This window comes from Arthrobacter sp. TMS2-4 (genome assembly GCF_054511075.1).
Genome location: NZ_JBTNDI010000009.1, coordinates 1 through 26,850 on the forward strand (window position 1 = coordinate 1; position 26,850 = coordinate 26,850).

Sequence of the window (26,850 nt, forward strand, 5' to 3'; positions counted from 1 at the left end):
AGACCCACAGCGCCGATGGTACTGCACCCGAGAGAGTGTGGGAGAGTAGGACACCGCCGGACAACCACTCACGGGAAGGCCCCACACCACCAGGTGCGGGGCCTTCCCCACTTTAACAACCACAGCATCCGACCGACCCAACCCCGCGAGCCGGCAGGAGTAGTGCGTGGAGCCGGTGGCAACGCGAAACGACGGAGCACGCCCGACACGGAGGTGTGCATCACCAGCGGCTGATTCCGGCGTCCCGATGAAGTGGCGCCCGCCCGTTCGTGGTTCCATAGATGAGTAGTACGCCGTCGTCGAGCAGTACCCACAGAACAATAGAGACCCGCCGGTAGAGATGCCGGAACCTGATGAGAGGACCGCCCTGCCATGGCTGACCAGGAGCACACCGCCGGACGAGACGGAGACCCCCGTCGGTCGGATGGGACACCGAACGGTGATCAGGAAGGGGCGGGTCAGTCTGAGCGCCGTCACTCCTGGGGCTCGAAGCCGGCCGGCCAGGGCGGCCGGTCTGCGGCTCCCAGGTCCCCAGGCGATCGGCCGGCCTGGAAGGGGCAGTCGGACCCCCGCAGTTCGGCCGGCCGGAGCGGGCGGCCGGAGCGCACCAGCCAGGACGACCGTCGGGACGGCCCGGGGCGACCACGAAATGAGCAGTCGGGTCAGCCCAGGGACGGGGGACGCAACCAGCCGTGGAAGGACCGCAAGGGTCAGAACCCCGGCGGTACGGCGCCGCGTTCGGCGGAGCGGCCGACCAGAGGGTCCGAGGAGGGCAGAGGCGCCCAGTTACGGGGATCGGCTTCCCGGGGAGGATCGTCGTCGGGCTCCGCAGCCGACCGGCAGCCACGCGCCGCCGGCCGAGGCCAGGCCCCGACGCGTCGGTCCGATGAGGCGCGCGACCGTCCCTGGCAGGCGCGCTCCGCGTCCGGGGACGGACAGTCCTCCGGCCAGCGGCGTTCGCCCGAGCGCGGCAACACCCACCGTCGGCCCTCGGATCGTCAGGAGAGAGGCGCCGGCCCCGAGCGCCGGGGCAGTGATCGACACTCGGGCTACGGATCGGACGAGTCGGCTGCGCCGCGCCCTCATAACGCCCGCGATCTTCGCAGCGCCAACCGACCGGATCGGGAGCGGTCCCCGGAGATCGATGAGGATGTCAAGGGCGACGAGCTCGACCGCGTGACGCGGGCCCAGATCCGCAACCTCGAGGAACGAAGCGCCCTGTGGGTCGCCAAGCATCTCGTCATGGCGGGCCGGCTCCTCGACATCGACCCTGAGCTCGCCTTCCAGCACGCCCTCGCCGCCAGCCGCCGCGGGGGACGCCTGGCCGCTGTTCGTGAAGCTGTCGGGCTGACGGCTTACGGTGCAGGACACTACGGCGAAGCACTGCGTGAGTTCCGGACATTCCGCAGGATCAGTGGATCCAACGTCCATCTTCCGGTCATGGCCGACTGTGAGCGCGGCCTCGGGCGTCCTGACAGGGCGCTCGACCTTGCGCGCAGCGAGGAGGCCGAGTCGCTGGACGCCGCGGGGAAGGCTGAACTCGCCATGGTGGTATCCGGTGCCCGCTCGGATCTGGGCCAGCTCGACGCCGCCGTAGCTTCCTTGGAGATCCCTCAGCTCGACCTGCACCGGGCGTTCTCCTTCAGCCCCCGCTTGTTCCGCGCGTACGCTGCGGCACTCGACGCGGTCGGCCGAACAGGTGAGTCCGAGAAATGGCGACGCCAGGCGCGCGTCGCTGAGAAGGCCCTGGGTCTGGACGACGACCTCGAGCCCGACATCATCGACCTCGGCGAGGACGACGAGCCCGCCCCCGGCCCGGTGCCGAAGGTGGCCGAGGTCCTCGGTGCGCCGGCGGCCGCCCCCGCGCAGGCCGATGCCGTAGCGATGGATAGCGACGCCCCGGCAGTTGAGGATCGCGCAGACGGAGAGCAGCTTCCCCTCGGCGTGCAAACCGTCGTCACCCTGGCGGACGATGCAGACGATGCGGACGATGCGGTGGAGGACGTCCCCTCTTTGGAGGACGCAGTGACAGCCGGGGAGGAGGAGTCGGCGGTCCCTGCGCAGCCCCTGCAGGCCGAGACGCTGTTCAGCATGGATGATATGGGGGCCGCGGCGCTTGCGCCGTCTGCCGCCGAGGGCGCCGAAAGCGGGGAAAGCGTCGGGACCGCGGAAACATCCGGGGGCTCGAAGAGCGACAAGGATGCCCAGGGCAGCAAGGCAGCCAAGAGCGGCAAGGGTGCCAAGGGCACAAAGGATGCCAAGGGGAGCAAGAGCGCCAAGGATGTGAAGGACACGAAGGACACGAAGGACGGCAAGGCCTCCAAGGGCACGAAGGACGGCAAGGCCTCCAAGGGCACGAAGGATGCCAAGGCCTCCAAGGGCACGAAGGTGGCCGAGGCCGGCAAGGCCGCCGACGCAGTGGCTGCCCCGTCGACCTCCGTCGAGTTCTCCGCCGCATCCGACCAGTCGCCGTCGGAGTCGCCGTCGGGGGACACCGTCGATGACTGACCGGTTGATCGACGCCTACGACGGCGTACTCGCGGATCTCGACGGCGTCGTGTACGCCGGTCCGCACGCCATTCCGGGAGCCACCGCCGCCTTGGAACGGCTCGCCGACGAGGGCAAGAGCCTCGCGTACGTGACGAACAACGCGTCGCGGTCCTCCGAGCAGGTAGCCGCGCACCTGCGGGAGCTCGGAGCTCCGGCCCGCGCCGAGCAGGTCTTCGGGTCCGCACTGGCGGGCGCCGAATTGCTGGCCGGTATGGTGCCCGCAGGCTCGTCGGTGCTCGTGGTCGGCAGCGAGCCCCTCGCGGAGTGCGTGCGGCAGCAGGGGCTCGTCGTCGTCGGATCGGCGGAGGACGAACCGGACGCCGTCATCCAGGGTTTCTCGCCCGACCTCGGGTGGAAGGACCTTGCGGAGGCGGCCTACGCCGTCGCAGCCGGCGCCGTGTGGGTAGCGACCAACACGGACCTCTCCATCCCCCAGGCGCGCGGGATCGCTCCCGGCAACGGGACCCTCGTGGCTGCGGTGGCCGCTGCGACCGGGCAGTCGCCCGCGGTGGCCGGCAAACCGGAGGCAGCACTCTTCCGAACCGCGGCACGCCATTCGAGCACCGAGCGTGCCCTCGTGGTGGGCGATCGCCTCGACACCGACATCTTGGGCGGCAACCGGGCCGGCATGGCCACGGCGCTCGTCCTCACCGGCGTGGACTCCGGCAGGACCGCCCTGGCCGCACGTGCCGACGAGCGCCCGGACTACCTCCTTGCGTCCCTGTCCGGTCTGTACGAGGCGTACCCTGCGGTCGCCCTCGACGACGGCGCCGCCACGTGCGGCACGGCGACGGCACGCGTCTCGGGGTCCACGGTCACCATCTCCGGGCGCGAGGACGACGTCGACAGCTGGCGAGCGGCCTGTGCTGCCTGGTGGGCCGCCCACCCCGCGGCGACGACGGCGGCCGTGCCTGCCGTGCGCTTCGAGGCCGCTGACTAGGCTGGAGGCAGCACGAACCACGTCGAGCAAGGCATCGGGAAGGAATCGCATGGACGAGGCGCAGGCCGCCGCTCCGGAGGGCGGAACGCCGTCGTCATCGACGGCCGACACGAACGTCGAGCGGATCCTCGCCCTCCTGGACGGGCTCGAGGACCTGCCCGTCACGGAGCACGCCGGCGTGTACCTGGACGTCCACGACCGCCTCGCCGGGGAACTCGACCCCGACCGTGCACTCCGTCAGGCGGGAGCCCATGGCTCGCCTTGACCAGGAACTCGTGGCCCGGGGGCTCGCGCGTTCCCGTTCACATGCGGCGCAGCTGATCGGTGCGGGCAGGGTGCTCCGCGACGGCGTCGTCGCACGAAAACCCTCGACTCCGGTCCCGGCAGAGGTCGCACTCGCCGTCGAGGGGCACGGCGAGGACTACGTGAGCCGTGCCGGCGCCAAGCTCGACGGCGCCCTGCGCGCCTTCCCCGACGTCGACCCGGCCGGTCGCCGCTGCCTCGACGCCGGGGCCTCCACCGGCGGGTTCACCGACGTCCTCCTCCGGCGTGGTGCGCGCGAGGTCGCGGCGGTCGACGTCGGACACGGGCAGCTCGTGCAGCAACTGCGCGACGACCCGCGGGTGCACGTGTTCGAAGGCATGAACGTCCGCCACCTCGCCCCGGGGGACATCGGCGGCCCGGTCGAACTGACCGTCGCGGACCTCTCCTTCATCTCCCTCCGGCTGGTGATGCCGTCCCTGGCCGGCGCCACGCTGCCCGGCGGGGACCTGCTGCTGATGGTGAAACCCCAGTTCGAGGTAGGACGCAGCGGTCTCAACCGCCTCGGCGTCGTGACGTCGCCCGAGGCCCGCCGTCGCGCGGTGGCCGGCGTGCTGCGCAGCGCGCTCGAGTGCGGGCTCGCGATCACCGGCCTCGAGCGGAGCGAATTGCCCGGACAGGACGGCAATCTCGAGTACTTCGTGTGGATAAAGATGCCGACCCGGACGATGGTGCCTAGGATCGAGGGGGAGCTCGACCGGTTGACGGAACAGGCGCTCGACGGGGCAGCGCTCTTCCCGCCGCCCCGACCGACCAATCAGACGGAGCTTGATGAGTAGACGAATTCTGGTGCTCGCGCACACCGGCCGCAGGAACGCGATGGCCGCCGCGCAGGAAGCGTGCACGCGCCTCCACGACCTCGGGCTCCAGCCCGTCATGCGATCCGAGGAACTCGCCGATCTCCAGGACGAGTACGGGTCCTCCGCCGCGCCCGCCGAGGAGCTGGGCGACGGCGTCGACTTCGGCGACCTCGAACTCGTGATGGTCCTCGGCGGCGACGGCACCATCCTGCGCGCGGCCGAGCTCGTGCGGGAGGCGGACATCCCCCTGCTCGGCGTCAACCTCGGGCACGTGGGTTTCCTCGCGGAGAGCGAGCGGGCGGATCTCGCCGAGACGGTGCGCTGGGTCGCTGACCGGAGCTACACCGTCGAGGAGAGGACCACCATCGAGGTCCTCATCTGGCAGGGCGATACCCTGCTCGGGCGCAGCTGGGCCCTGAACGAGGCCGCCATCGAGAAGGCGGACCGCGAACGCATGATCGAGGTGGTCATGGAGGTCGACGGCCGGCCGGTCAGCTCCTTCGGCTGCGACGGGGTGGTCCTCGCGACGCCCACCGGGTCGACCGCGTACGGGTTCTCCGCCGGCGGACCCATCGTCTGGCCGGAGGTCGAGGCGCTGCTCATGGTGCCCATCAGCGCGCACGCCCTGTTCGCGAAGCCGCTCGTCGTCGCGCCCACCTCCGTCCTCGCCGTCGAACTGCTGACCCGCACCGACGCCTCCGGCGTGCTGTGGTGCGACGGACGACGGAGCATGGACCTGCCGCCCGGTGCGCGCGTCGAGGTGAGGCGCTCCGACAACCCGGTACGCCTCGCCCGCACCAGGCAGACACCGTTCTCCGAGCGCCTCGTCCGCAAGTTCGAACTGCCCACCCAGGGGTGGCGGGGCCCCATGCAGCACCAGGACGGACCGAACCGATGATCGAGGAAATGCGCATCCGGGACCTCGGCGTCATCACCGACGCCACCCTCCGCCTCGGCCCCGGCCTGACAGTGGTCACCGGTGAGACCGGCGCGGGCAAGACCATGGTCATCACGGCCCTCGGGTTGCTGCGTGGTGCCCGGTCCGACGCAGGCGCCGTCCGGCTCGGCGCCGGCTCCGCGTCCGCGGAGGCCGTGCTGCGCCTCGACCCGGCGAGCCCCGCCATCCTGCGGGCCGCCGAGGCGGGCGCCGCCCTCGAGGAATACGACGGCGTCGCGGAACTGATCCTCGCCCGCACCGTGACCAGTGAGGGCCGCAGCCGTGCGTACGTCGGCGGCCGTGCCGCGCCCGTCGGGGTCCTCGCCGAGCTGGGAGACGAGCTCGTCGTCGTCCACGGGCAGTCGGACCAACTGCGGCTGAAGGGCGCGGCCGCGCAGCGGCAGGCGCTCGACAAGTTCGGGGGCAGGCCCGTCGAGGAAGCCCTCCGCGCCTACGGCGAGGCATTCCGCCAGTGGCGTGACGCCCTCGCCGAGCGCGACCGGCTGAGGAGCGAGGCCCGCGAACGGCTGCGGGAGGCCGAGGGGCTCGAGGCAGCGCTGACCGAGATCGGAGACCTCGACCCGCAGCCGGGGGAGGACGCCGCCCTGAAGGCCGAATCGATGCGCCTCGGCAATGTCGAGGAGCTCCGTACCGCGGCCCTCGTGGCCCATCAGGCGCTCGTGTCCGAGGACATCGGTGCCGCCGCCGACGCCGTCTCCCTGGTCGACGAGGCGAAGCGGCAGCTCGAGGCCGTCGCCGAACACGACGCCGACCTCGGCAGGCTCGCCGAACGACTCGCCGAGGTTGGCTACCTCCTCGCGGACATCTCCGCCGAGCTGGCCGGCTACGGGACCGCGCTCGACAGCGAAGGCGCGGGCCGGCTCGAGGAGGTGGAGTCGCGGCGGGCCGCCCTCTCCGTCCTCGTCCGGAAGTACGCCCCCACCATCGACGAGGTCCTGGCCTGGCAGGAGGACGCCGTCGAACGGCTGCTCGAACTCAGCGGTGACTCCTCCCGCGTGGAGGAGCTCGACGACGTCATCGCCGACCTCGATCGGCAGGTGCACGAGCTCGCGGACACCCTGTCCTCCCTGCGCCGTGCGGCGGCCGAGAGCCTCGCGCGGAAGGTGAGCGACGAACTGACGGCCCTGGCCATGCCGGACGCCGAACTGCTCATCGAGGTCACGCCGGGCGAGTCGCTGAGCGTCCACGGGGCGGACGACATCGCTTTCAACCTGCAGCCCCATCCCGGCTCCGCGCCCCGCGCCCTGGGCAAGGGGGCCTCCGGCGGAGAGCTCTCCCGCGTCATGCTCGCGATCGAGGTGGTCCTCGCCGCCGTCGACCCCGTACCCACCTTCGTGTTCGACGAGGTGGACGCCGGCGTCGGAGGCAAGGCCGCCGTCGAGATCGGCCGCCGGCTGGCCATGCTGGCCGGGCACGTGCAGGTGATCGTGGTGACCCACCTCCCGCAGGTCGCCGCGTTCGCCGCACGGCACATCCGGGTCACCAAGAACGTCTCACGCGACGGGGAGGGCGGGGGAGTGACGGCCAGCGACGTCGAGGTGCTGTCCGACGACGAACGCGTCCGCGAACTCGCGAGGATGCTCGCCGGCCAGGAGGACTCGGCGTCGGCGCGGGCCCATGCCGAGGAACTGCTCGCTGATGCTGCCCGGACCGCCGCTCGGTGATAGTCTCGAATTCCGTGGCGCAGCAACTAAACTCCCGGTTCCTTAAATCCGCAATGACCAAGCACATCTTTGTGACTGGCGGCGTGGCCTCCTCACTCGGCAAGGGACTGACGGCCTCGAGCCTGGGTCACCTCCTGAGGGCGCGCGGCCTCTCCGTGACGATGCAGAAGCTTGATCCCTACCTCAACGTCGACCCCGGCACGATGAACCCGTTCCAGCACGGCGAGGTGTTCGTGACGGACGACGGCGCAGAGACCGACCTCGACATCGGACACTACGAGCGGTTCCTCGACGAGAACCTCGACGGGTCGGCGAACGTCACGACCGGCCAGGTGTACTCGACGGTCATCGCGAAGGAACGCCGCGGCGAGTACCTCGGCGACACCGTGCAGGTCATCCCGCACATCACGGACGAGATCAAGCGACGCATGCGCCTGCCCGCCGAGCAGACGCCGGGCAAGAAGGCTCCGGACGTCATCATCACCGAGATCGGCGGGACAGTGGGTGACATCGAGTCGCAGCCCTTCCTCGAATCGGCCCGCCAGGTCCGCCAGGACATCGGCCGCAACAACGTCTTCTTCCTCCACGTCTCCCTGGTCCCCTACATCGGGCCGTCCCAGGAACTCAAGACCAAGCCCACCCAGCACTCCGTGGCGATGCTGCGCTCCATCGGTATCCAGCCCGATGCCATCGTGATCCGTTCCGACCGCGAGGTGCCGACGGCGATGCGGGAGAAGATCGGCCGCATGTGCGACGTCGACATCGACGCGGTCGTCAACGCGGCCGACGCACCGAGCATCTACGACATCCCCAAGACGCTCCACGCCCAGGGCCTCGACGCGTATATCGTCCAGGCGCTCGACCTGAAGTTCAAGGACGTCAACTGGACCCGGTGGAACAAGCTCCTCGACGTCGTCCACAACCCCAAGCACCACGTCGAGGTGGCACTCGTCGGCAAGTACATCGACCTGCCCGACGCCTACCTCTCCGTCACCGAAGCGCTGCGCGCCGGCGGGTTCGCGAACAAGGCGAAGGTCACCATCAAGTGGGTCCCCTCGGACGAGTGCCAGACCCCGGAGGGTGCCGCGCAGGCCCTCGACGGCGTCGACGCCATCTGCATCCCGGGAGGCTTCGGCATCCGCGGCCTGGAAGGCAAGCTCGGCGCGCTGACCTACGCCCGGGAGAACAAGGTCCCGACCCTCGGCCTCTGCCTCGGACTGCAGTGCATGGTCATCGAATACGCTCGGAATGTCGTCGGCCTCGACGGCGCGTCGTCGAGCGAGTTCGAGCCGGACACGCAGTACCCGGTCATCGCGACCATGGCCGAGCAGCTCCACATCGTCAGCGGCGACGGCGACATGGGCGGCACCATGCGCCTGGGCCGGTGGGAAGCCAAGCTCCAGGAAGGCTCCGTCGTCGCCGGGACCTACGGCAAGACGACGGTCTTCGAACGCCACCGCCACCGCTACGAGGTGAACAACGAGTACCGCGAGCAGATCGCCGACGCCGGACTCGTGTTCTCCGGCACGACGACGGACGGCAAGCTCGTCGAGTTCGCCGAACTGCCCAAGGACGTCCACCCGTACTACGTCGCAACGCAGGCCCACCCTGAACTGGGGTCGCGCCCCACGCGGCCGCACCCGCTGTTCGCCGGTCTCGTCAAGGCGGCGCTCGAACGCCGCGGCGCGAAAGTCTGACGTGCAGCCCACAGGGACCGGCAACGCCGGATTCGGGGACGAGCAGAGCCCACGCCGGCTCCTCGGGACCACCACGGTGTACGAGGGGCGGGTGTGGGACGTCGTCAGCGAACAGTTCACGCTGACCGGCGACGGCGAGACCATCACGCGGGACTTCCTCCGGCATCCGGGCGCTGTCGCCGTGCTCGTCCTGAACGACGACGGTCAGGTCCTCCTGCTGCGCCAGTACCGGCACCCGGTCCGCATGGCGCTCTGGGAGATCCCGGCCGGCCTGCTCGACGAGGAGGGCGAGGACTTCGTCGACGCCGCCGCCCGTGAACTCGCGGAGGAAGCCGACCTCACGGCGGGGCGCTGGGACGTCCTCGTCGATCTGTTCCTCTCGCCGGGGTCCTCCTCGGAGGCGCTGCGCGTCTATCTGGCGCGCGAGATCGGGGCCGTCCCCGAGGCCGAGCGGCACACGCGCACCCACGAGGAAGCCGAGATCGAGCTGAAGTGGGTGGAGCTCGACGCCGCCGTCGAGGCGGTCCTCGAGGGGCGCATCCACAGCCCGTCCGCGGCCGCAGCGATCCTCGCGGCCCGCGTGGCGCGCGAGGACGGCTTCGCGGGCCTGCGCCCGGCGTCGACCCCCTGGCCCGAGCACCCCAGCCAGCACTCCGGCTGGCCGCGCGGTGCGGTGCTCGAGGACTGACGGACATGCCGGGGACGGCACGCGTGGGCGAGGACGGGCCGCTGAGCGTCCTGGTCCGCGACTACCTGCAGCACGTGTCGGTGGAGCGGGGCCTGTCGGCCAACACGCTGGCGGCCTACCGGCGCGACCTGCGGCGGTACGAGGCGTTCCTCGCGACCCGCGGCATGGACGACGCCGCCCGCATCACGCGTCATGACGTCTCCGCCTTCGCGCAGGCCGTCGTGTCGGGGGAGGACGGGCAGTCGCCCCTGAGCCCGCGGTCCGCCGCGCGGACCGTCGTCGCGGTGCGCGGCCTGCACCGCTTCTGGGCCCTCGAGGGCATCACCGAGGGGGACCCGGCCCGCGACGTGCACCCGCCCCTGGCCGGGCGACGCCTGCCGAAGGCCATCCCCGTCCCCGAGGTGGTGCGGATCCTCGACGCCGTCGACACGGGGTCGCCGGCAGGCCGGCGGGACCGCGCCCTGCTCGAATTCCTGTACTCGACCGGGGCGCGGATCAGCGAGGCCGTGGGGCTGGACGTCGACGACGTCTCCGTCGACGACGCCGCGGACGGGCCCGCCGTCGTCCGGCTCACCGGCAAGGGGTCGAAGGAGCGCCTCGTCCCCGTCGGCTCCTACGCCGCCCGGGCCGTCGACGCGTACCTGGTGCAGGGCCGTCCGGGGCTGGCCGCGAAGGGCTCGGGGAGCCCCGCCCTGTTCCTCAACATGCGGGGCGGGCGCCTCAGCCGCCAGAGCGCCTGGACCATCCTGAAGACCGCGGCCGAACGTGCCGGCGTCACGCGCGAGGTCTCCCCCCACACCCTCCGCCATTCCTTCGCCACGCACCTGCTGGAGGGCGGGGCCGACGTGCGCGTGGTGCAGGAACTCCTCGGCCACGCGTCCGTCACCACCACGCAGGTCTACACGCTGGTCACGGCCGACACACTGCGCGAGGTGTATGCGGCGGCCCATCCGCGGGCCCTTGCCTGAGGCGGGAACGCCGGGGTGGGACGCCGACCGGGCGCCCGCCGTCGGCTGGGTGAGCATCGACGGCGTCGATTACCGGCGGGTGGTCCTGTGCTTCCTCTTCCGGGACGCCGACGCCGAGGATGGCGAAGCCCGGGGCGACGCGAGCCGGCAGGTGCTGCTCGGCCTCAAGCGCACCGGGTTCGGTACCGGCAGGATCGTGGCCCTCGGCGGGAAGATCGACGGTTCGGAGACCGCCCGGGAGGCGGCGGTGCGCGAGGTCGCGGAGGAGAGCGGCATCGACCTCGCGCCGGCCGAGGTGCACGCAGCCGGGACCATCACCTGGCGGTTCCCCGCCCAGCCCGCCTGGAACATGGCGGCGTCCCTGTTCACTGCGGAGGCGGGAAACGCCAGGGCCGTGGCGTGCGAGGAGATCGAACCCCGGTGGTACGGCATCGACGCCATTCCCTGGCAGGGCATGTGGCAGGATGCGCCGCACTGGATCCCGCAGCTCCTCGCGGGGCGGCCGGTCCACGCCCGGATCACGATGGCCCCCGACAACGAGAGCGTGGCCGACGCCGTCGTCGACTGAGCACGACGGCGCCGGCGGACCGGGATCAGCCCTCCACGTGCCGCTCGTCCGGCCCGTTGTAGAGGCTCAGCGGGCGGATGAGCGAATTGGCGGCCGTCTGCTCCATGATGTGCGCGGTCCACCCGGTGATCCGCGCGGCGATGAACAGCGGGGTGAACATCTCCGTGTCGAACCCCATGAGGTGGTAGGTGGGGCCGGCAGGGTAGTCCAGGTTCGGCTTGATGCCCTTGGCCTCGTCCATGGCCGTCTCGAGGCCCGAGTACAGTCCGAGGATCTCGCTGCGGCCGTAGTACGCGATCATGGCGTCGAGCGCGGACTTCATGGTGGGGACGCGGGAATCGCCGTTCTTGTAGACACGGTGCCCGAACCCCATGACCTTCTTCTTCGCGGCCAGCGCCTCCTCCATCCACGCCTTCGCGCGGGCGGCGGCGTCCTCGGCGGACTCGTCCTCGCGGATGCCGATCTCCTCGAACGTGTGCATGACGGCCTCGTTCGCCCCACCGTGCAGGGCCCCCTTGAGGGCGCCGATCGCGCCGGTCACCGCGGAGTGCAGGTCGGACAGGGTGGAGGTGATGACCCGCGCGGTGAACGTCGACGCGTTGAAGGAGTGCTCCGCGTACAGGACCATCGAGACGTCGAACGCGTGCACCACTTCGGCGGGTGCCTCCTCGCCGAACGTCATCCACAGGAAGTTCGCCGAGTAGCCGAGGTCGTCGCGGGGTTCCACCCGGGCCTGCCCGCGGCGGCGGCGCTGGTCGTAGGCGACGACGGCGGGGAACGCCGCGAACAGCGTGGCGGCCTTCTCCAGGTTCGCCTCGACCGAGTCGTCGTTCGCCAGCGGGTGGCAGGCGCCGAGCACGGAGACGGCCGTCCGCGCCACGTCCATGGGGTGGGCCGTCAGCGGCAGCAGGTCGATCGTCGCGACCACCTGCTCCGGGAGGGCCCGGTGCGCGCGGTCGAAGGCATCGAACCGCGCCCGCTCGTCGGGGCTCGGCAGCTCACCGTTCCACAGCAGGTAGGCGACGTCCTCGACGTCGCGGTGCCCGGCGAGTTCCTGCACGGGGTAGCCCCGGTACAGGAGCGAGTTGGTCTCCGGATTGACCTTCGAGATCGCGGTGTAATCCACCACGACTCCCGCGAGCCCCTTGTGGATCTGTGGTTCTGTCACGCGTGGTCCTCCTGTGCAGTCGGTCGTGCGGACCCGGCGTCGCCCGACGGGCGGCCACCGGGAATCTCGAAATCGAACACGGAGGAGTCGAAGCGGTTGTAGCCCTCGTAGTCCACCAGCTCGTAGAGCCGGCTCCGCGTCTGCATGTGCTCCACGGCCGGCTCCTGGGTGCCGTGGCGTCGAATCGAGTCCAGCGTACGCTCGGCGGCGCCCATTGCACTGCGCAGCAGCGTGACGGGGTAGATCACCATGGTGACGCCCACCTCCTGCAGCTGCTCGACGGTGAACAGCTCGGACTTGCCGAACTCGGTCATGTTCGCCAGGATCGGCACGTCCACGGCGTCGCGGATGGCACGGAACTCCTCGAGGCTCCGCAGGGCCTCGGGGAAGATGGCATCGGCGCCCGCCTCGACGAGGGCACGCGACCGCTCGCAGGCGGCCTCCAGCGTGTCCGTCCCGCGGATGTCGGTGCGCGCCATGATCAGGAAGTTCGGGTCCCGACGGGCATCGGCGGCCGCCCGGATCCGCTGCACGGCGGTGTCGAGGTCGACGACGTTCTTCCCGTCGAGGTGGCCGCAGCGCTTGGGGTTGAACTGGTCCTCGATGTGGCAGCCCGCGAGCCCCGCGTTCTCGAGCTCCTGCACGCTGCGGGCCACGTTCATCGGCTCGCCGAAGCCGGTGTCGGCGTCGACGATGCACGGCAGGTCGGTCATGCGCGCGATCTGCCCCGCGCGGTGCGCGACCTCCGTCAGCGTGGTCAGGCCGATGTCCGGCAGGCCGAGATCGGCCGCGATGACGGCCCCGGAGATGTAGACGCCGTCGAAGCCCTTGTCGGCGATGAGGCGGGCCGAGAGCGGGTTGAAGGCGCCCGGGAACTGCTGGACGCGCCCGGAGGCCAACCCGTCCCGGAACGCCCGGCGCTTCTGTTCGGGGGGAACGCTGGAGTACAGCACGGCCGCCTCCTAGAGGAGTCCCTGCGGCGCTGACGCCGCATCGATGACGCCGGGGCGCGCGAGGATGTTGAGCTGCCCCAGCGAGCCGGCCGGCAGGTCCGGCAACTGCTCGACGGCGGCGAGGAAGCGGTCCAGCTCGGCGTCGTCGACGGTCCCCGCGGCGAGCATACGCAGCTTGGCGATGTAGTCCGCGCGGGCGAACGGGCGGGCGCCGAGGGGATGGGCGTCCGCGACGGCGATCTCGTCGATGATGACGGTGCCGTCGGTCAGCGTGATCTCCACGCGTCCGCCGAAGGCCTTCTCCGCGATGTCCAGGGAGTGGTAGCGGCGCGTCCACTCCGGGTCCTCCAGCGTGGTGACCTTGTGCCACAGCGCGAGGGTGTCGGCCCGCGCGGCCCGCTCGGGGGCGTAGGAGTCCTCGTGGTGCCAGCGGCCGTCCTGCAGGGCGACGGTGAAGATGTACGGGATCGAGTGGTCGAGTGTCTCCCGAGAGGCGGAGGGATCGTACTTCTGCGGATCGTTGGCGCCGGAGCCGATCACGTAGTGGGTGTGGTGGGAGGTGTGGATGACGACGGAGGCGACGTTCTCCGGGTCCGTGGCCTCGGGGTGCGCGCCGTGGAGGCGGCGGGCGAGGTCGATCCAGGCCTGGGCCTGGTACTCGGCCGAGTGCTCCTTGGTGTAGGTGTCGAGGATGGCGCGCTTCGGTTCTCCCGGCGCGGGCAGGGGCACCTCGTAGGCGGCCTCCGGTCCGTCCAGCAGCCAGGCGATCACGCCGTCCTCGCCCTCGTAGATGGGGGTGGGGGAGGTCTGGCCGCGCATGGCGCGGTCGACGGCCTCGACGGCCATCTTCCCGGCGAAAGCCGGGGCGTGCGCCTTCCACGTGGAGATCTCGCCCTTGCGGGACTGGCGGGTCGCCGTCGTCGTGTGCAGTGCCTGCCCGACGGCGTGGAAGATGACGCCGGCATCGAGGCCGAGGAGCGTGCCGATGCCCGCCGCTGCGGACGGGCCGAGGTGCGCGACGTGGTCGATCTTGTGCTGGTGCAGGCAGATGGCCTTCACCAGGTCGACCTGGATCTCGTAGCCCGTGGCGATCGCCCGGACGAGGTCCCGGCCCGAGGCGCCGGTGTGCTGCGCTGCGGCGAGGATGGGCGGGATGTTGTCGCCCGGGTGCGAGTAGTCCGCGGCGAGGAACGTGTCGTGGTAGTCGAGCTCACGCACGGCGACGCCGTTGGCCCATGCGGCCCACTCCGCGGAGACGGGGGAGCCGACGCCGAAGACCGTGGCGCCCGCGCCGTGCGCCGAGACCGGGTGGCTCAGTGCCTGGGCGCGAGCCGCGACGACGGGCGCACGGTTCAGTGACGCGATGGCCACGGACGCGTTGTCAATGATCCGGTTGATCACCATGTCGGTGACGTCGGGTGACACCTCGACGGGGTCCGTGGCGACCTCGGCGATCTTCCAGGCGAGCTGACCCTCCCGGGGGAGGTTCTCCTCACTGCGGTGGACGCGGATGGGATGGAGTTCGACCATGGTGTTCCTCTCGGTGGTGCAGGGCTGGTTCAAGTTGGTTCAGGGCTGAGGCTGAGGCGGGGGTGGGTTCGCGGCGAGCAGGTGCTGGAGGCTGGTGTGGAGGTGCACGCGCATGGAGGCCTCGGCGAGATCGGGGTTGCCCGCGCTCAGGGCGAGGGCGATCTGCTCGTGCTCGCGGGCCGAGGCCAGGAGGCGGGGCGTGTGGTCCCGGGCCAGCCGCCGGATCCGGGCCAGATGGGTGCGGATCGGTTTCTGGGCCTGCAGCAGGTACGGGTTCCCGGCCGCGTCGTCGATCCGCTCATCGAGCCGCGCGACGAGGGCGTAGTAGGCGTCCTGGCCGCCGGCGTCGTCCCCGATGAGACCCCCGGCACGGGCGAACTCGTCGGCGAGCGCCGCGAAGACGGCGCGGTCGCCGCGCACGGCGGCCAGCCGGACGGCGGAGCATTCGAGCGGCAGGCGGACGTCGAAGAGATCGGCGACGGCCGCCAGGGAGATCGCGGAGACGACGACGCCGCGGCCGACGTGCGGGCTGGCGAGGCCCTCGGCGACGAGCCGGGAGAGCGCCTCGCGCAGGGGGGTCCTGGAGATGCCGAGCCGCGCGGACTGCTCCACCTCAGCGAGCAGGTCACCCGGGGCCAGCCGCCATTCCACGATGTCGGAGCGCAGGAGGGCATACGCGCGATCGCTGGCCCGCATCCGCGTCTCCTCCCGTTCGTCGCGATGGCGCCGAAAGCGTCCGTTCCCACGGTGCAGCACCTCCCTCAATGTATACAGAAACGGCAGCTTGCACAAGGATTTGCAGGTGAAGCGTTCGAACTTCCGACTCCTGTGTATACAGGAGGGGATGGTGAATACTGGTCCTCACCAACCACTCGCAACGAGGGGCGACCATGGCTGCTGGACACGATGCTGGACACGATGCTGGACACGATGCTGGACACGATGCTGGACACGATGCTGGACACGATGCTGGACACGATGCCGGACCCGGGAGGGTTCCCGGGGAGGACTACCGACGGCTGCACGCCGAGAGCCTCGAGGATCCGGACCGGTTCTGGCTGCGCGCGGCGGGCGCGGTGGACTGGATGCGCCCACCCTCGGTCGCCGTGGACAGCTCGGACGCACCCCTGCACCGCTGGTTCCCCGGGGCAACCCTCAACACCAGCTACAACGCGCTGGACCGCCACGTCGAGGCCGGCCGGGGCGATCAAGCGGCCCTCGTGTACGACTCCGCGATGCTCGGGACCCGCCGCACCTTCACGTATGCGGAGCTCCGCGACGAGGTGGCTGTCTTCGCGGGCGTCCTCGCACGCCTCGGGGTCGGCAAGGGGGACCGCGTGCTCGTCTATCTGCCGATGATTCCCGAGGCCGCCGTCGCCATGCTCGCCTGCGCCCGGATCGGCGCCGTCCACTCCGTCGTGTTCGGAGGGTTCGCCGCCGCGGAACTGGCCGCCCGCATCCGGGACGCGCGGCCGTCCGCGATCGTGACCGCGGACGGTGGCATCGAACCCGCCCGGCGCGTCGAGTACCTCCCGGCGGTGCAGGAGGCGCTCGCGCTCGCCGACAGCACCGCGACGCCCGTCGTCGTCAAGCGGCGCGACGGGTTCGACCACGGCGTCGCCGGGTACCAGGAGCCCGGGACGCGGTGGCTCGACTGGGACGACGCCGTTGCTGCCGCGGACGCCGTCCCGCCCGTGGAGGTCGCCGCGACCGATCCGCTCTACATCCTCTACACCTCCGGCACCACCGGCTCGCCGAAGGGTGTGGTCCGCGACAACGGCGGCCACGCCGTCGCGCTCACCTGGTCCATGCAGGCCATCTTCGGTGTGGGACCGGGGGACACCATGCTGACGGCGTCCGACGTCGGCTGGGTGGTGGGCCACTCCTACATCGTCTACGGGCCGCTCCTGGCCGGCGCGACGACGGTCCTGTACGAGGGGAAACCAGTGGGCACCCCCGACGCCGGGGCCTTCGGTCGGCTCATCGCGCAGCACCGTGTGAAGGCCCTGTTCACCGCACCCACCGCGCTGCGGTCCATCCGGCGCGCGGACCCCACGGGCGCGGGCGTCCGCTCCCACGACCTCGCGTCGCTGAGGACGCTCTTCTCGGCCGGGGAACGACTGGACACGGGAACCTCGGAGTGGATCGGAGAGGTCCTCGGCGTCCCCGTGGTCGACAACTGGTGGCAGACGGAGACCGGGTGGCCCATCTGCGCGAACCCTCGCGGGCTGGGCGGCGTCCCGCTGAAGGCCGGCTCGCCGTCCCTGCCCTCGCCCGGGTACGACGTCGTGATCCTCGACCCCGGCGGGTCCCCGGCGCCGGCCGGCACCGAGGGGAGCATCGCCCTCCGCCTGCCGCTGCCGCCGGGCACGCTGACGACCCTGTGGGGCAGCGACGACCGCTACCGCGACGCGTACCTCAGCGACTTCGAGGGCTTCTACACGAGCGGCGATTCCGGCTACGTGGACGAGGACGGCTACCTGTTCGTCATGGGCCGCACCGACGACGTCATCAACGTCGCCGGGCATCGGCTGTCCACCGGTGCCATCGAGCAGGTGATCGCCCAGCACCCCGCCGTGGCGGAATGCGCGGTGCTCGGGCTGCACGACCCGGTCAAGGGGCAGCGCGCGAGCGGCTACGTGGTCCTCAAGGCGGGCGCCGCCATCGACCCGGCGACGCTCGAGGCCGACCTCGTGGCGATGGTCCGCCGCACGATCGGTCCTGTGGCCGACTTCCGGTCCGCCGTCGTCGTCGAGGCGCTCCCGAAGACGCGGTCCGGGAAGATCCTGCGGAAGACGATGCGGCAGATGGCCGCCGGCACCGCGTACGCCGTCCCGTCCACCATCGAGGACCCTTCGGTGCTCGACGCACTCGAGCCCCTGCTGCGTCCTTCGACCGCCGACTGACGAACGGCTACCGCCCCGGCGGGGTCCGCGCCCACGTGTACTCGAACTCGGGGCGGCCCCGGGTGCCGTAGCGCGGTGTCCTCAGGACCGACTTCCGGTCGGCGAGGTACTCGAGGTACCGCCGCGCCGTGACCCGGGACATGGACAGGGCCTCCGAGACCTCGACGGCGGAGGTGGGCTCGTGCCGCTGCTTCAGGATGCCCGAGACGGCACGCAGGGTCTCCGCGGAGAGGCCCTTCGGAAGGACCGCCACGGTGGCCGGCCGGAGGGACGCGAAGGCCTGGTCCACCTCCTCCTGCGTGGTGGCGGAGGCCTGCTCCACGAGGTTGCGGCGGAAGTCCCGGTAGGCGTCGAGTTTCTCCCGGAAGGCCGGGAAGGTGAACGGCTTGATGAGGTACTGCACGATCCCGGAGGAGATCGCCGAGCGCACCACCTGCAGGTCCCGCACGGCGGTGATCGCGATGATGTCCACCGGAAGGCCGAGGCCCCGGAGGCGGCGGATGATGTCCAGACCGTGTGCGTCCGGCAGGTTCATGTCGAGCAGGATGAGGTCGACGGCGGTCCCGCCGCGCCCCGGCTCCCCGCCCGCCAGCCGGAGGAAGGCCGCGAGCTCCGCGCCGCTGCGGGCGATGCCCGCGAGTTCGAACCCCTCGAGCCGCCGGACGTACTCGGCGTGCGCGTCCGCGGCGACCGGATCGTCCTCCACCACGAGGACGCGGATGGCGCTCATGCACCGACCCCGACGGCGGCCTGGCGCGGAAGGGGCAACCGGACGGTGAACCGTGCGCCGCCGTCGTCCGTGTCCGTCACCTCGATCGTTCCGGCGAAGCGCCGGACCGCCTGGCGCACGAGGGCGAGGCCGATGCCTCGTCCGGCGGGTGTCCCGTCCCCCGCCCCGAGCGGTGGTTTCGTGCTGTAGCCGAAGTCGAAGACCCGCCCCTTCTCGGAGTCGGGCAACCCGTTGCCGTTGTCCTCCACGACGATCTCGAGGGCGGGGGTGCCGTCGTCCACGCGCCGCACCATGAGGCCGACGCGGGGCTCCACAGACCGGACAGCCTCGTCGAACGCGTTGTCGAGGAGGTTCCCGATGACCGTCACGAGGTCGACGGGATCGAGGGAGCCGGCCTGCGCATCGGAGGCGATGTCCGAGGTGAGCACGATGCCGCGCTCGTTGGCCTGGGCGGCCTTGCCGACCAGGAGCGCCGCGATGAACGGCGCGTCGATGGCCTCCACCACCTCGTCCGTGAGCCGCTGCGACTGCTGCAGATCCCGGGTCGCGAAGTCCACGGCCTCGCCGGCCCTGCCGAGCTCCATCAGCGAGACGATGGTGTGCAGCCGGTTGGCGTGCTCGTGCGTCTGCGAGCGGAGCGCGTCCGTGAGCGTCTGCATGGTCTCGACCTGCCCGGTCAGGGCCGCGATCTCGGTATGGTCGCGCAGGGTCGTGACGGCGCCCAGGGCGCCCTGGACCTGCGGGGTCCGTCCCGGGGGAGGAGGCGGGACGGCGGGCTCCTGGTTGACCACGAGCACGCGCGAGTCCGTGAGGTGCACCTCGTCCACAGCCCTCCGCCCCGAGGCGACCAGCTCGCGCAGCGACGGCGGTACGGCCAGGCGCGACGCCGCCACGGGCTCCTGCGACCCGTCGAGTCCGAGGAGCCGGGCTGCCTGGTCGTTGTAGAGCACGACGCGCCCCGCCGCGTCGGTCAGGAGCAGCCCCTCCCTCACGGAGTGCAGCACCGAGTCGTAGAACACGAAGGTGCGGGAGAGCTCGGCCGGCCCCATCCCGAGCGTCGCGTCCCGGAGCCGCCGGCTGAGCAGGAACGAGGCGAGGGCTCCCAGGGCCAGCGCGCCCAGCGCGATGACGGCGACGAGCGGGAGCTGGGCGTTCCGCGCGATGGCGGCCCGGTCGACCGTGATGCCCGAGGCGACCATGGCCTGCACGGTCCCGGCGTCGTCCACGACGGGGACGATCGCACGGATGGACGGGCCGAGGGTCCCGGCATACGTCTCCGAGTGCGTCCTTCCGGCGAGGGCCTCGTCCACGGACCCGAGGTAGGGCCCGCCGATCTGCTCAGGGTTCCGGTGGGTGAAGCGCGTACGGTCGGTCGCCATGATCGTGATGAAGTCCACGCCGAGGCGGTCCATCACCTCCACCGCGTAGGGCTGCAGGGTCGCCGACGGATCCGGGCCCCGGACGGCGTCCAGGACGGCGGGTTCGAGGGCGATCGACGTGGAGACCGCGACCATCCGCTCGGCCGCGGCGTCGTTCACGCCGCGGGCCGCGTCGAGGTACAGGACCACGGACAGGGACGCCGAGAGGACCACGATGAAGACGAGCTGTGCCACGAAGAACTGGCGGGCGAGGCTCCAGCGACTCACGCGGTGATCCCGCTCCTTCCGAATGGGTCCCACTCCCGGACGACCGTGACCAGTATGAACGCAATCGTGATCGGGGTCACTCGCACCGGCACGATGGGACGACACAAGACTACGCTTCCTGGCCCGACCCCCGCGGATGAAGAACGACCTTCCCCGCCGGTGCCGCCGGGCGGCTGACACCAAGGGAGAACAGCATGGCTATGGCGCCGGCGCGGTCCGACAGCGGACCAGCACAACCCCGCAAGCGGGTCGACAGGACCCACTTCCTGTACATCGCGGTCATCGCGGCCGTGATCCTCGGGGCCGTCCTCGGCCTCGTCGCCCCCGAGTTCGCCAAGGCCCTCAAACCACTCGGCACGGGCTTCATCAACCTGATCAAGATGATGATCGCCCCGATCATCTTCTGCACCATCGTGCTCGGGGTCGGCTCGATCGCGAAGGCCGCGACCGTCGGCAAGGTGGGCGGACTGGCGCTCGGCTACTTCATGCTGATGTCCACCTTCGCGCTCGCCATCGGGCTCGTCGTCGGCAACCTCATCCAGCCCGGCGAGGGACTGGACATCTCGTCGTCGACCTACACCGTGCCCGAGTCCGCCGAGGGCGGCGAGGGCGGGACGATCGGGTTCCTGCTCGGCATCATCCCGACCACGCTGCTGTCCGCCCTGACCGGCCCCAGCATCCTCCAGACGCTGTTCGTGGCGCTCCTCGTCGGTTTCGCGCTGCAGAAGATGGGGACGGCCGGCACGCCGATCCTCCGGGGGATCGGGCATATCCAGGCACTCGTCTTCCGCATCCTCGTCATGATCATGTGGCTCGCGCCGATCGGTGCCTTCGGAGCCATCGCGGCCGTCGTGGGCGAGACCGGTGTGCAGGCCATCATCAGCATGGCCACGCTCATGGTCGCCTTCTACATCACCTGCATCCTGTTCATCGTGATCATCCTGGGCGGGCTGCTGAGGCTCGTCACCGGCGTCAGCATCTTCAAGCTCATGAAGTACCTCGGCCGCGAATACCTGCTGATCTTCAGCACCTCCTCCTCCGAGGCGGCCCTGCCCCGGCTGATCGCGAAGATGGAACACCTCGGCGTCTCGAAGCCCGTCGTCGGCGTCACAGTGCCCACCGGGTACTCCTTCAACCTCGACGGCACCGCCATCTACCTCACGATGGCCTCCCTGTTCGTCGCCGAAGCACTCGGCACGCCACTGGCCCTCGGCGAGCAGATCTCGCTGCTCGTCTTCATGATCATCGCGTCGAAGGGTGCGGCAGGCGTCACCGGCGCCGGCCTGGCCACCCTCGCCGGTGGGCTGCAGTCGCACCGGCCCGACCTGGTCGACGGCGTGGGCCTGATCGTCGGCATCGACCGCTTCATGTCCGAGGCCCGCGCGCTCACCAACTTCACCGGCAACGCCGTCGCGACCGTCCTCATCGGCACATGGACCAAGGAGATCGACCGCGCACGGGTTGACGAGGTCCTCGAGGGCCGCGAGCCCTTCGACGAGGCGACCATGAGCACCGACCACCGCTTCGACAACGACGCCGACGGCCCCGTCGATTCGGTCGAGCGGAGCTCGGCCCTCGAGACCGACGCCGCCGTGTCAGCACCCACCGCGCGCTGAGTCGACGGCGGGAGCTCCCGCCGGGCACGACGACGCGGCACACGCAGGACCGCACTGGAAGGACCGACGGCGACGGACCGGGCACCCCGGCCGTCGCCGTCGGCATTCCCGGGCGACGACCGCGTCCACCGGGGCCAAGCTTCCACCTCAGGTCGAGGATGAAGGCTCGTCCCCCCTCGGCATCGATCTTCACGGCGGCCGCCCTCGGCGTTGTACCGTTGACCTAGAGAAACGCGGCCCTGTGCGATCACGGGCCGGCCTGCACCGACATTGATGGAAGCGTGGAGACATACGTGAGTAGCGACCAGGGTTCAGCGACCCTGCCCAGCACGGCGGACACGGAACTGGGCCCGACCGGCCGGCCCGTGACGGATTTCCCGGAGCCGAGGGCCCTGGATTCGCACGGCCCGGCAAGGGTCATCGCGATGGTGAATCAGAAGGGCGGCGTCGGCAAGACGACGTCCACCATCAACCTCGGCGCCGCACTCGCCGAGGCGGGCCGCAAGGTACTGCTGGTCGACTTCGATCCGCAGGGGGCGCTCTCCGCCGGCCTCGGCACGAACCCGCACGAACTCGACGTCACCGTCTACAACGTCCTCATGGACCGCAAGGTCTCCATCCAGGACGCCATCCAGCACACCGCGATCGAGAACATCGACCTGTTGCCGGCGAACATCGACCTCTCCGCCGCCGAGGTGCAGCTGGTCAACGAGGTGGCCCGCGAGCAGGTCCTCGACCGCGCGCTGCGCAAGGTCTCGGACGACTACGACGTCATCCTCATCGACTGCCAGCCGTCGCTGGGGCTGCTCACCGTGAACGCGCTCACTGCGGCGCACGGCGTGATCATCCCGTTGATCTGCGAGTTCTTCGCGTTGCGCGCGGTGGCCCTGCTGGTCGAGACCATCGAGAAGGTGCAGGACCGCCTGAACCCCAGGCTGCAGATCGACGGCGTGCTCGCGACCATGTACGACGCCCGCACCCTCCACAGCCGCGAGGTCATCGCGCGGCTCGTCGAGGCCTTCGGCGACAAGGTCTTCGAGACCGTCATCAAGCGCACCATCAAGTTCGCCGACGCGACCGTGGCAGCCGAACCCATCACCTCCTACGCGGCCAACCACTCCGGTGCGGACGCCTACCGCCGCCTCGCGAAGGAGCTCATCAGCAGGGGCGGAGCACCCTAGTGCAGGGCGCTCCCGGATCCTCCCGGTCCCGCTAGGGTGGTCCCCGTGGCGGTTGCCCCGGCGGCCGAGACGCCGGCGGAGCCCGGGACCCGCCCGGTCTTCGAGGTGCAGCTGACCAACTTCACCGGGCCCTTCGACTTGCTGCTCAACCTCATCTCGCGGCGCGAGCTCGATATCACCGAGATCGCCCTGGCCCAGGTCACGGACGAGTTCATCGCCCACATCCGCCGCATGCAGGCGGCCGAGGGGGAGTTCAAGCTCGACGAGGCGAGCGAGTTCCTCGTGGTCGCAGCCACCCTCCTGGACCTGAAGGCGGCCCGCCTCCTGCCGGCCGGTGCGGTCGAGGATGCCGAGGACGTCGCACTCCTCGAAGCGCGCGACCTGCTGTTCGCTCGGCTTCTGCAGTACCGGGCGTTCAAGGAGATGGCCCGGCACCTCGCGGCCCGGCTGGAGGAGGAGGACGCGCGGCACCCGCGCGACGTGCCCCTCGAGCCGCGGTTCACCCGGCTCCTCCCCGACCTTCTCTGGCGGCATTCCCCCGAGGAGTTCGCGGCCATCGCCGCGCGGGTGCTCGCGCCGCGCGAGGAACAGCCCGCCGAGGTGGGCGTCGGCCACCTGCATGCGCCGACCGTGAGCGTGCGCGAGGAGAGCCTCGTCCTGCAGGAGCTGCTGCAGGACCGGGGCGTCCTGTCCTTCCGCCGCCTTACGGAGGATGCCGCATCGCGACTGGTGCTCGTGGTGCGATTCCTCGCCCTGCTGGAGCTCTTCCGGGACGGAGCCATCTCCTTCGAGCAGGCAGCCCCGCTGTCCGAACTCCTGGTGCGATGGAGCGCCGGGGACGGCCGGGGGACGCCGGACGCGGCTGACGCCGGCACGGGCGACGAGGGCGAGAGGGGCGTCGCATGAACACGCAGACCCCGGCCGACGGGCAGGGCGTCCCCGTCGAGGAGCTGCCCGGCGGGCTGCGGAGCGCAGTGGAGGCAATCGTCATGGTCGCGGACCGGCCGGTCACCGACGAGCAGGTCGCCGCGGCCCTCGTCCAACCGGTCGAAGCAGTGCGCGCAGTGCTCGTGGACCTGCAGCGGGAGTATGACGGCTATACTGGGTCAGGCTCCCAGGACGCCGAACACCCCGTGCCGCGCGGTTTCGAACTCAGGAACATTGCCGGCGGGTGGCGCATCTTCTCGCGGCAGCACTTCGCGTCCGTCGTCGCGGACTTCGTGCTCGACGGCCAATCGGCCCGCCTGTCACAGGCGGCGCTCGAGACCCTGGCGGTCATCGCGTACCGCCAGCCCGTGTCCCGGGCCCGGGTATCCGCGATCCGAGGCGTCAATGTCGACTCCGTGGTCCGCACGCTGCTGCAGCGCGGACTGGCTGCCGAGCTCGAGACCGATCCGGAGACCGGTGCCGTCCTTTACGGGACCACCACCCTCTTTCTGGAAAGATTGGGGCTGGGCAGCGTCGACGAACTGCCCCGGATCGCTCCCCACCTGCCGGGCCTCGAGAGCCTGGGGGAGTATGACGAAACGACGTACTGAGCACGACCGACGAGAAGGACTTTCACCATGACACAGCAGCCAGGATCCGGTTCCGGACGCAGTACGCCGCGCCGCGGCGGGTCGGCCGGGCGCCCCTCCGACGCTGCCCGTGCCAGGAAGTCCGCCCCCCGTGGCGGCTCGGTGCAGGGCGGACGCTCCGGTGAGGACCGCCCTTCGCGGAACGACGCACGCCCCTCCCGGAACGACGCGCGTCCGGCGCGGGATGAGGGCCGCCCCTCCGAGGGCCGCTCCACCGGAGCAGGAGACCGTCGCGAATCCGCCGACGGCCGCGCCCGGTCGGCCGCGGGGCGGCCCTCCGCGGGCACCCCGTCGAGCCGCTTCGGAGCGAAGTCCGGAGGCCGTGGGGGCAAGCCCGGCAGCGCGGGTAGCGCGACCGGCGGACGCGGCGAGAAGAAGGGTGCGGGGCGGCAGAAGCCGGCCGGGCCCAGGCCGTTCGGGCGTGAGCGGTTCGGACAGAACCTCGGCCCGGTGCGGGCCGCCAAGCCGAAGCGTTCCAGCCGTCCTGCCGACGAGGTCGACGTGCACAACCCCGAGGGTGTCCGCCTGCAGAAGGTCATGGCCCTCGCCGGCGTCGCCTCGCGCCGGGTGTGCGAGGAGATGATCCTCGACGGCCGGGTGGAAGTGGACGGCACCGTCGTCACCGAGCTCGGCGTCCGCGTGGACCCTGCGCAGGTGGCCATCCACGTGGACGGCATCCGCCTGCAGCTCGACGAGAACCTCAAGTACTACGTCTTCAACAAGCCCCGCGGCGTCGTCTCCACCATGGAGGACCCCGAGGGCCGCCCCTGCATCAGCGACTTCCTCAAGAACAAGAACAAGAACGAGCGACTGTTCCACGTGGGCCGCCTGGATGCCGAGACGGAGGGCCTGCTCCTGCTCACGAACGACGGCGAGCTCACCAACCGCCTCACCCACCCCTCCTACGAGGTCCCGAAGACCTACCTCGTGCAGGTCCGCGGCCCCATGGGCCAAGGCATCGGCGCGCAGATGAAGGCCGGCATCGAACTCGAGGACGGCGTCGCGAAGGTCGACTCCTTCAAGCTCGTCGACTCGACGCCCGGCCACATCCTCGTCGAGGTCGTGCTGCACTCGGGACGCAACCGCGTGGTCCGGCGCCTCTTCGACGCCGTCGGGCACCCGGTGGAGCGCCTCGTCCGCACCCAGCTCGGACCCATCCGGGTCGGGGACCAGCGCCAGGGCAGCATCCGCGTGCTCGGACGCCAGGAGGTCGGGCACCTGCTGGCATCGGTGGGCCTCTAGCCCATGACCACGCGCACGGAGCAGGGCACGCACCTGGCCGGACCGGTCCTCGTGGTCGGGGCCGGGCTGCTCGGTGCCAGCATCGGGCTGGGCCTGCGCGCCCGGGGACTCGATGTCGTCCTGTCCGACAGCTCGCCGTCCACCGAGGCCGTGGCGCGCGACATCGGGGCCGGCCGACTCCTCACGGAGGCGCGGGCGGCGGGGGAGCAGCCTGCACCGGAGCTCGTCGTCGTCGCGACTCCTCCCGACGTCACCGCGCGGGTGGTCGCGGCTGCGCTCCTGGACTACCCGGACGCCGTCGTCCTGGACATCTGCAGCGTGAAGGAAGCGATCCTGCGCGAGCTCGAAGCGAGCCCGGAGGCCGCGGGGCACCTCTCGCGATACATCGGGACGCATCCGATGGCCGGCCGGGAGACCTCCGGGCCCGTCGCGGCCCGCGCGGAGCTGTTCATGGGCGCGCCCTGGGTCCTCTGCGGCGACGACAGTTCCGCCGAAGCGGTCCTGTGTGCCGAACGGCTCGCGGTCGACCTCGGGGCAGTGCCCGCGCGGATGTCCGTCGAGGAGCACGATCAGGCCGTGGCGCTCATCTCCCACCTGCCGCAGGTGGTGTCCTCCCTCGTCGCCAGCAGGCTGCAGGACTCGCCGGCGCAGGCACTCTCGCTCGCGGGCAACGGACTGCGCGACGTGACGCGGATCGCTGCGAGCGACCCGCGCCTGTGGGTGCAGATCCTCTCCGCCAACGCCGGCCGTCTGGTCGAGATCCTGTACGGCGTCCGGGAGGACCTGAACCGCCTGATCAGCACCCTCGAGAACCCCACGGGCGGCGGATCCCGCCTCGACATGGCGCAGCTGATGTCCGAGGGGAACGCCGGCCAGGCGCGCGTGCCCGGCAAGCACGGGACCCCGCCGAACTCGTTCGCGCGGCTGACGGTACTCGTCGACGACGTGCCCGGCCAGATCGCGAAACTCCTGACGGAGATCGGGCACACCGGCATCAACGTCGAGGACTTCCGCCTCGAACACTCTCCCGGACGAGAGGTCGGCCTCGCCGAACTGTCGGTTCTTCCGGGCAAACGACAAGAACTGACGGAGTCCCTGACGCAGCGGGGCTGGAAGGTAGTGCAGTGACTCAGGTTTCAGCAGTCCC

23 protein-coding genes are annotated in these 26,850 nt (G+C 70.9%); 17 read left to right on the forward strand and 6 right to left on the reverse strand.

The features are described 5' to 3' along the window. Nucleotides 1–1,176: 1,176 nt before the first annotated feature. Genes ACX80F_RS12140 through ACX80F_RS12185 form a run of 10 tightly spaced genes read left to right on the forward strand, consistent with a single transcriptional unit; the run spans nucleotide 1,177 to nucleotide 11,154 of the window. On the forward strand, nucleotides 1,177–2,508 hold the full coding sequence (locus ACX80F_RS12140; protein WP_459336658.1) for a hypothetical protein: 1,332 nt from the start codon (nucleotides 1,177–1,179) through the stop codon (nucleotides 2,506–2,508). Then, entirely contained in the window at nucleotides 2,501–3,490 is a 990-nt protein-coding gene (locus ACX80F_RS12145; protein ID WP_459336659.1) for an HAD-IIA family hydrolase, read from the forward strand. Before ACX80F_RS12140 ends, ACX80F_RS12145 begins: the two co-directional genes overlap by 8 nt. A gap of 49 nt (nucleotides 3,491–3,539) precedes the next feature. After that, a complete protein-coding gene (locus tag ACX80F_RS12150) occupies nucleotides 3,540–3,755 on the forward strand; it encodes a hypothetical protein (RefSeq protein WP_459336660.1) in 216 nt (71 codons plus the stop codon). Continuing rightward, a complete protein-coding gene (locus tag ACX80F_RS12155) occupies nucleotides 3,742–4,590 on the forward strand; it encodes a TlyA family RNA methyltransferase (RefSeq protein ID WP_459336661.1) in 849 nt (282 codons plus the stop codon). The genes ACX80F_RS12150 and ACX80F_RS12155 overlap by 14 nt, the downstream gene beginning before the upstream one ends. Beyond that, nucleotides 4,583–5,509: an NAD kinase gene (locus ACX80F_RS12160; protein WP_459336662.1), complete on the forward strand. Its 927-nt coding sequence runs from the start codon at nucleotides 4,583–4,585 to the stop codon at nucleotides 5,507–5,509. The genes ACX80F_RS12155 and ACX80F_RS12160 overlap by 8 nt, the downstream gene beginning before the upstream one ends. Next, entirely contained in the window at nucleotides 5,506–7,233 is a 1,728-nt protein-coding gene (recN, locus tag ACX80F_RS12165) for a DNA repair protein RecN (protein ID WP_459336663.1), read from the forward strand. The genes ACX80F_RS12160 and recN overlap by 4 nt, the downstream gene beginning before the upstream one ends. Beyond that, nucleotides 7,230–8,930, forward strand: a complete 1,701-nt coding sequence (locus tag ACX80F_RS12170; protein ID WP_459336664.1) for a CTP synthase — start codon at nucleotides 7,230–7,232, stop codon at nucleotides 8,928–8,930. Before recN ends, ACX80F_RS12170 begins: the two co-directional genes overlap by 4 nt. Nucleotide 8,931: 1 nt before the next feature. Next, entirely contained in the window at nucleotides 8,932–9,618 is a 687-nt protein-coding gene (locus tag ACX80F_RS12175; RefSeq protein ID WP_459336665.1) for an NUDIX domain-containing protein, read from the forward strand. 5 nt (nucleotides 9,619–9,623) lie between these two features. Next, on the forward strand, nucleotides 9,624–10,586 hold the full coding sequence (gene xerD, locus ACX80F_RS12180; protein ID WP_459336666.1) for a site-specific tyrosine recombinase XerD: 963 nt from the start codon (nucleotides 9,624–9,626) through the stop codon (nucleotides 10,584–10,586). Beyond that, entirely contained in the window at nucleotides 10,579–11,154 is a 576-nt protein-coding gene (locus ACX80F_RS12185; protein WP_459336667.1) for an 8-oxo-dGTP diphosphatase, read from the forward strand. Before xerD ends, ACX80F_RS12185 begins: the two co-directional genes overlap by 8 nt. Before the next feature lie 25 nt (nucleotides 11,155–11,179). Here ACX80F_RS12185 and ACX80F_RS12190 read toward each other — a convergent pair whose 3' ends face one another. Genes ACX80F_RS12190 through ACX80F_RS12205 form a run of 4 tightly spaced genes read right to left on the reverse strand, consistent with a single transcriptional unit; the run spans nucleotide 11,180 to nucleotide 15,501 of the window. Beyond that, complete coding sequence (locus ACX80F_RS12190) at nucleotides 11,180–12,322, reverse strand: bifunctional 2-methylcitrate synthase/citrate synthase (RefSeq protein WP_459336668.1); 1,143 nt, start codon at nucleotides 12,320–12,322, stop codon at nucleotides 11,180–11,182. Further along, a complete protein-coding gene (gene prpB, locus ACX80F_RS12195) occupies nucleotides 12,319–13,275 on the reverse strand; it encodes a methylisocitrate lyase (RefSeq protein WP_459336669.1) in 957 nt (318 codons plus the stop codon). Before prpB ends, ACX80F_RS12190 begins: the two co-directional genes overlap by 4 nt. A gap of 9 nt (nucleotides 13,276–13,284) precedes the next feature. After that, nucleotides 13,285–14,805, reverse strand: a complete 1,521-nt coding sequence (locus ACX80F_RS12200; RefSeq protein ID WP_459336670.1) for an MmgE/PrpD family protein — start codon at nucleotides 14,803–14,805, stop codon at nucleotides 13,285–13,287. Between the two features lie 39 nt (nucleotides 14,806–14,844). After that, a complete protein-coding gene (locus ACX80F_RS12205; protein ID WP_459336671.1) occupies nucleotides 14,845–15,501 on the reverse strand; it encodes a GntR family transcriptional regulator in 657 nt (218 codons plus the stop codon). Nucleotides 15,502–15,695: 194 nt separating this feature from the next. Between ACX80F_RS12205 and ACX80F_RS12210 the strand changes: the two genes are divergently transcribed. After that, the gene (locus ACX80F_RS12210) at nucleotides 15,696–17,711 is read left to right on the forward strand and encodes an AMP-binding protein (protein WP_459336672.1); all 2,016 of its coding nucleotides are present in this window, start codon (nucleotides 15,696–15,698) and stop codon (nucleotides 17,709–17,711) included. 7 nt (nucleotides 17,712–17,718) lie between these two features. Here the strand turns inward: ACX80F_RS12210 and ACX80F_RS12215 are convergent, their stop codons facing one another. Both ACX80F_RS12215 and ACX80F_RS12220 read right to left on the reverse strand, forming a co-directional pair. Continuing rightward, entirely contained in the window at nucleotides 17,719–18,441 is a 723-nt protein-coding gene (locus ACX80F_RS12215) for a response regulator (protein ID WP_459336673.1), read from the reverse strand. Then, nucleotides 18,438–20,087, reverse strand: a complete 1,650-nt coding sequence (locus ACX80F_RS12220) for a sensor histidine kinase (protein ID WP_459336674.1) — start codon at nucleotides 20,085–20,087, stop codon at nucleotides 18,438–18,440. Before ACX80F_RS12220 ends, ACX80F_RS12215 begins: the two co-directional genes overlap by 4 nt. A gap of 200 nt (nucleotides 20,088–20,287) precedes the next feature. Here ACX80F_RS12220 and ACX80F_RS12225 point away from each other — a divergent pair, with 200 nt between their 5' ends. The 6 genes from ACX80F_RS12225 (at nucleotide 20,288) to ACX80F_RS12250 (ending at nucleotide 26,831) form a co-directional block, all read left to right on the forward strand. Further along, nucleotides 20,288–21,703, forward strand: coding sequence for a cation:dicarboxylate symporter family transporter (locus tag ACX80F_RS12225; RefSeq protein WP_459336755.1), 1,416 nt, complete (start codon nucleotides 20,288–20,290; stop codon nucleotides 21,701–21,703). 293 nt (nucleotides 21,704–21,996) lie between these two features. Then, a complete protein-coding gene (locus ACX80F_RS12230) occupies nucleotides 21,997–22,884 on the forward strand; it encodes a ParA family protein (protein ID WP_459336675.1) in 888 nt (295 codons plus the stop codon). 36 nt (nucleotides 22,885–22,920) lie between these two features. Further along, nucleotides 22,921–23,790, forward strand: a complete 870-nt coding sequence (locus ACX80F_RS12235) for a segregation and condensation protein A (protein WP_459336676.1) — start codon at nucleotides 22,921–22,923, stop codon at nucleotides 23,788–23,790. Further along, on the forward strand, nucleotides 23,787–24,422 hold the full coding sequence (gene scpB / locus ACX80F_RS12240) for an SMC-Scp complex subunit ScpB (protein WP_459336677.1): 636 nt from the start codon (nucleotides 23,787–23,789) through the stop codon (nucleotides 24,420–24,422). Before ACX80F_RS12235 ends, scpB begins: the two co-directional genes overlap by 4 nt. Nucleotides 24,423–24,449: 27 nt before the next feature. Next, a complete protein-coding gene (locus tag ACX80F_RS12245; RefSeq protein WP_459336678.1) occupies nucleotides 24,450–25,703 on the forward strand; it encodes a pseudouridine synthase in 1,254 nt (417 codons plus the stop codon). Nucleotides 25,704–25,706: 3 nt separating this feature from the next. Beyond that, entirely contained in the window at nucleotides 25,707–26,831 is a 1,125-nt protein-coding gene (locus ACX80F_RS12250) for a prephenate dehydrogenase (RefSeq protein WP_459336679.1), read from the forward strand. The last annotated feature ends 19 nt before the right edge of the window (nucleotides 26,832–26,850 follow it).

Bases quoted from the DNA above. Each gene is read 5' to 3' on its own strand.
- ACX80F_RS12145 (WP_459336659.1), top strand. From the start codon at position 2,501: ATGACTGACCGGTTGATCGACGCCTACGACGGCGTACTCGCGGATCTC.
- ACX80F_RS12150 (WP_459336660.1), top strand. From the start codon at position 3,540: ATGGACGAGGCGCAGGCCGCCGCTCCGGAGGGCGGAACGCCGTCGTCA.
- ACX80F_RS12155 (WP_459336661.1), top strand. From the start codon at position 3,742: ATGGCTCGCCTTGACCAGGAACTCGTGGCCCGGGGGCTCGCGCGTTCC.
- ACX80F_RS12160 (WP_459336662.1), top strand. From the start codon at position 4,583: ATGAGTAGACGAATTCTGGTGCTCGCGCACACCGGCCGCAGGAACGCG.
- recN (WP_459336663.1), top strand. From the start codon at position 5,506: ATGATCGAGGAAATGCGCATCCGGGACCTCGGCGTCATCACCGACGCC.
- xerD (WP_459336666.1), top strand. From the start codon at position 9,624: ATGCCGGGGACGGCACGCGTGGGCGAGGACGGGCCGCTGAGCGTCCTG.
- ACX80F_RS12200 (WP_459336670.1), bottom strand. From the start codon at position 14,805: ATGGTCGAACTCCATCCCATCCGCGTCCACCGCAGTGAGGAGAACCTC.
- ACX80F_RS12205 (WP_459336671.1), bottom strand. From the start codon at position 15,501: ATGCGGGCCAGCGATCGCGCGTATGCCCTCCTGCGCTCCGACATCGTG.
- ACX80F_RS12210 (WP_459336672.1), top strand. From the start codon at position 15,696: ATGGCTGCTGGACACGATGCTGGACACGATGCTGGACACGATGCTGGA.
- ACX80F_RS12215 (WP_459336673.1), bottom strand. From the start codon at position 18,441: ATGAGCGCCATCCGCGTCCTCGTGGTGGAGGACGATCCGGTCGCCGCG.
- ACX80F_RS12225 (WP_459336755.1), top strand. From the start codon at position 20,288: ATGGCGCCGGCGCGGTCCGACAGCGGACCAGCACAACCCCGCAAGCGG.
- scpB (WP_459336677.1), top strand. From the start codon at position 23,787: ATGAACACGCAGACCCCGGCCGACGGGCAGGGCGTCCCCGTCGAGGAG.
- ACX80F_RS12245 (WP_459336678.1), top strand. From the start codon at position 24,450: ATGACACAGCAGCCAGGATCCGGTTCCGGACGCAGTACGCCGCGCCGC.
- ACX80F_RS12250 (WP_459336679.1), top strand. From the start codon at position 25,707: ATGACCACGCGCACGGAGCAGGGCACGCACCTGGCCGGACCGGTCCTC.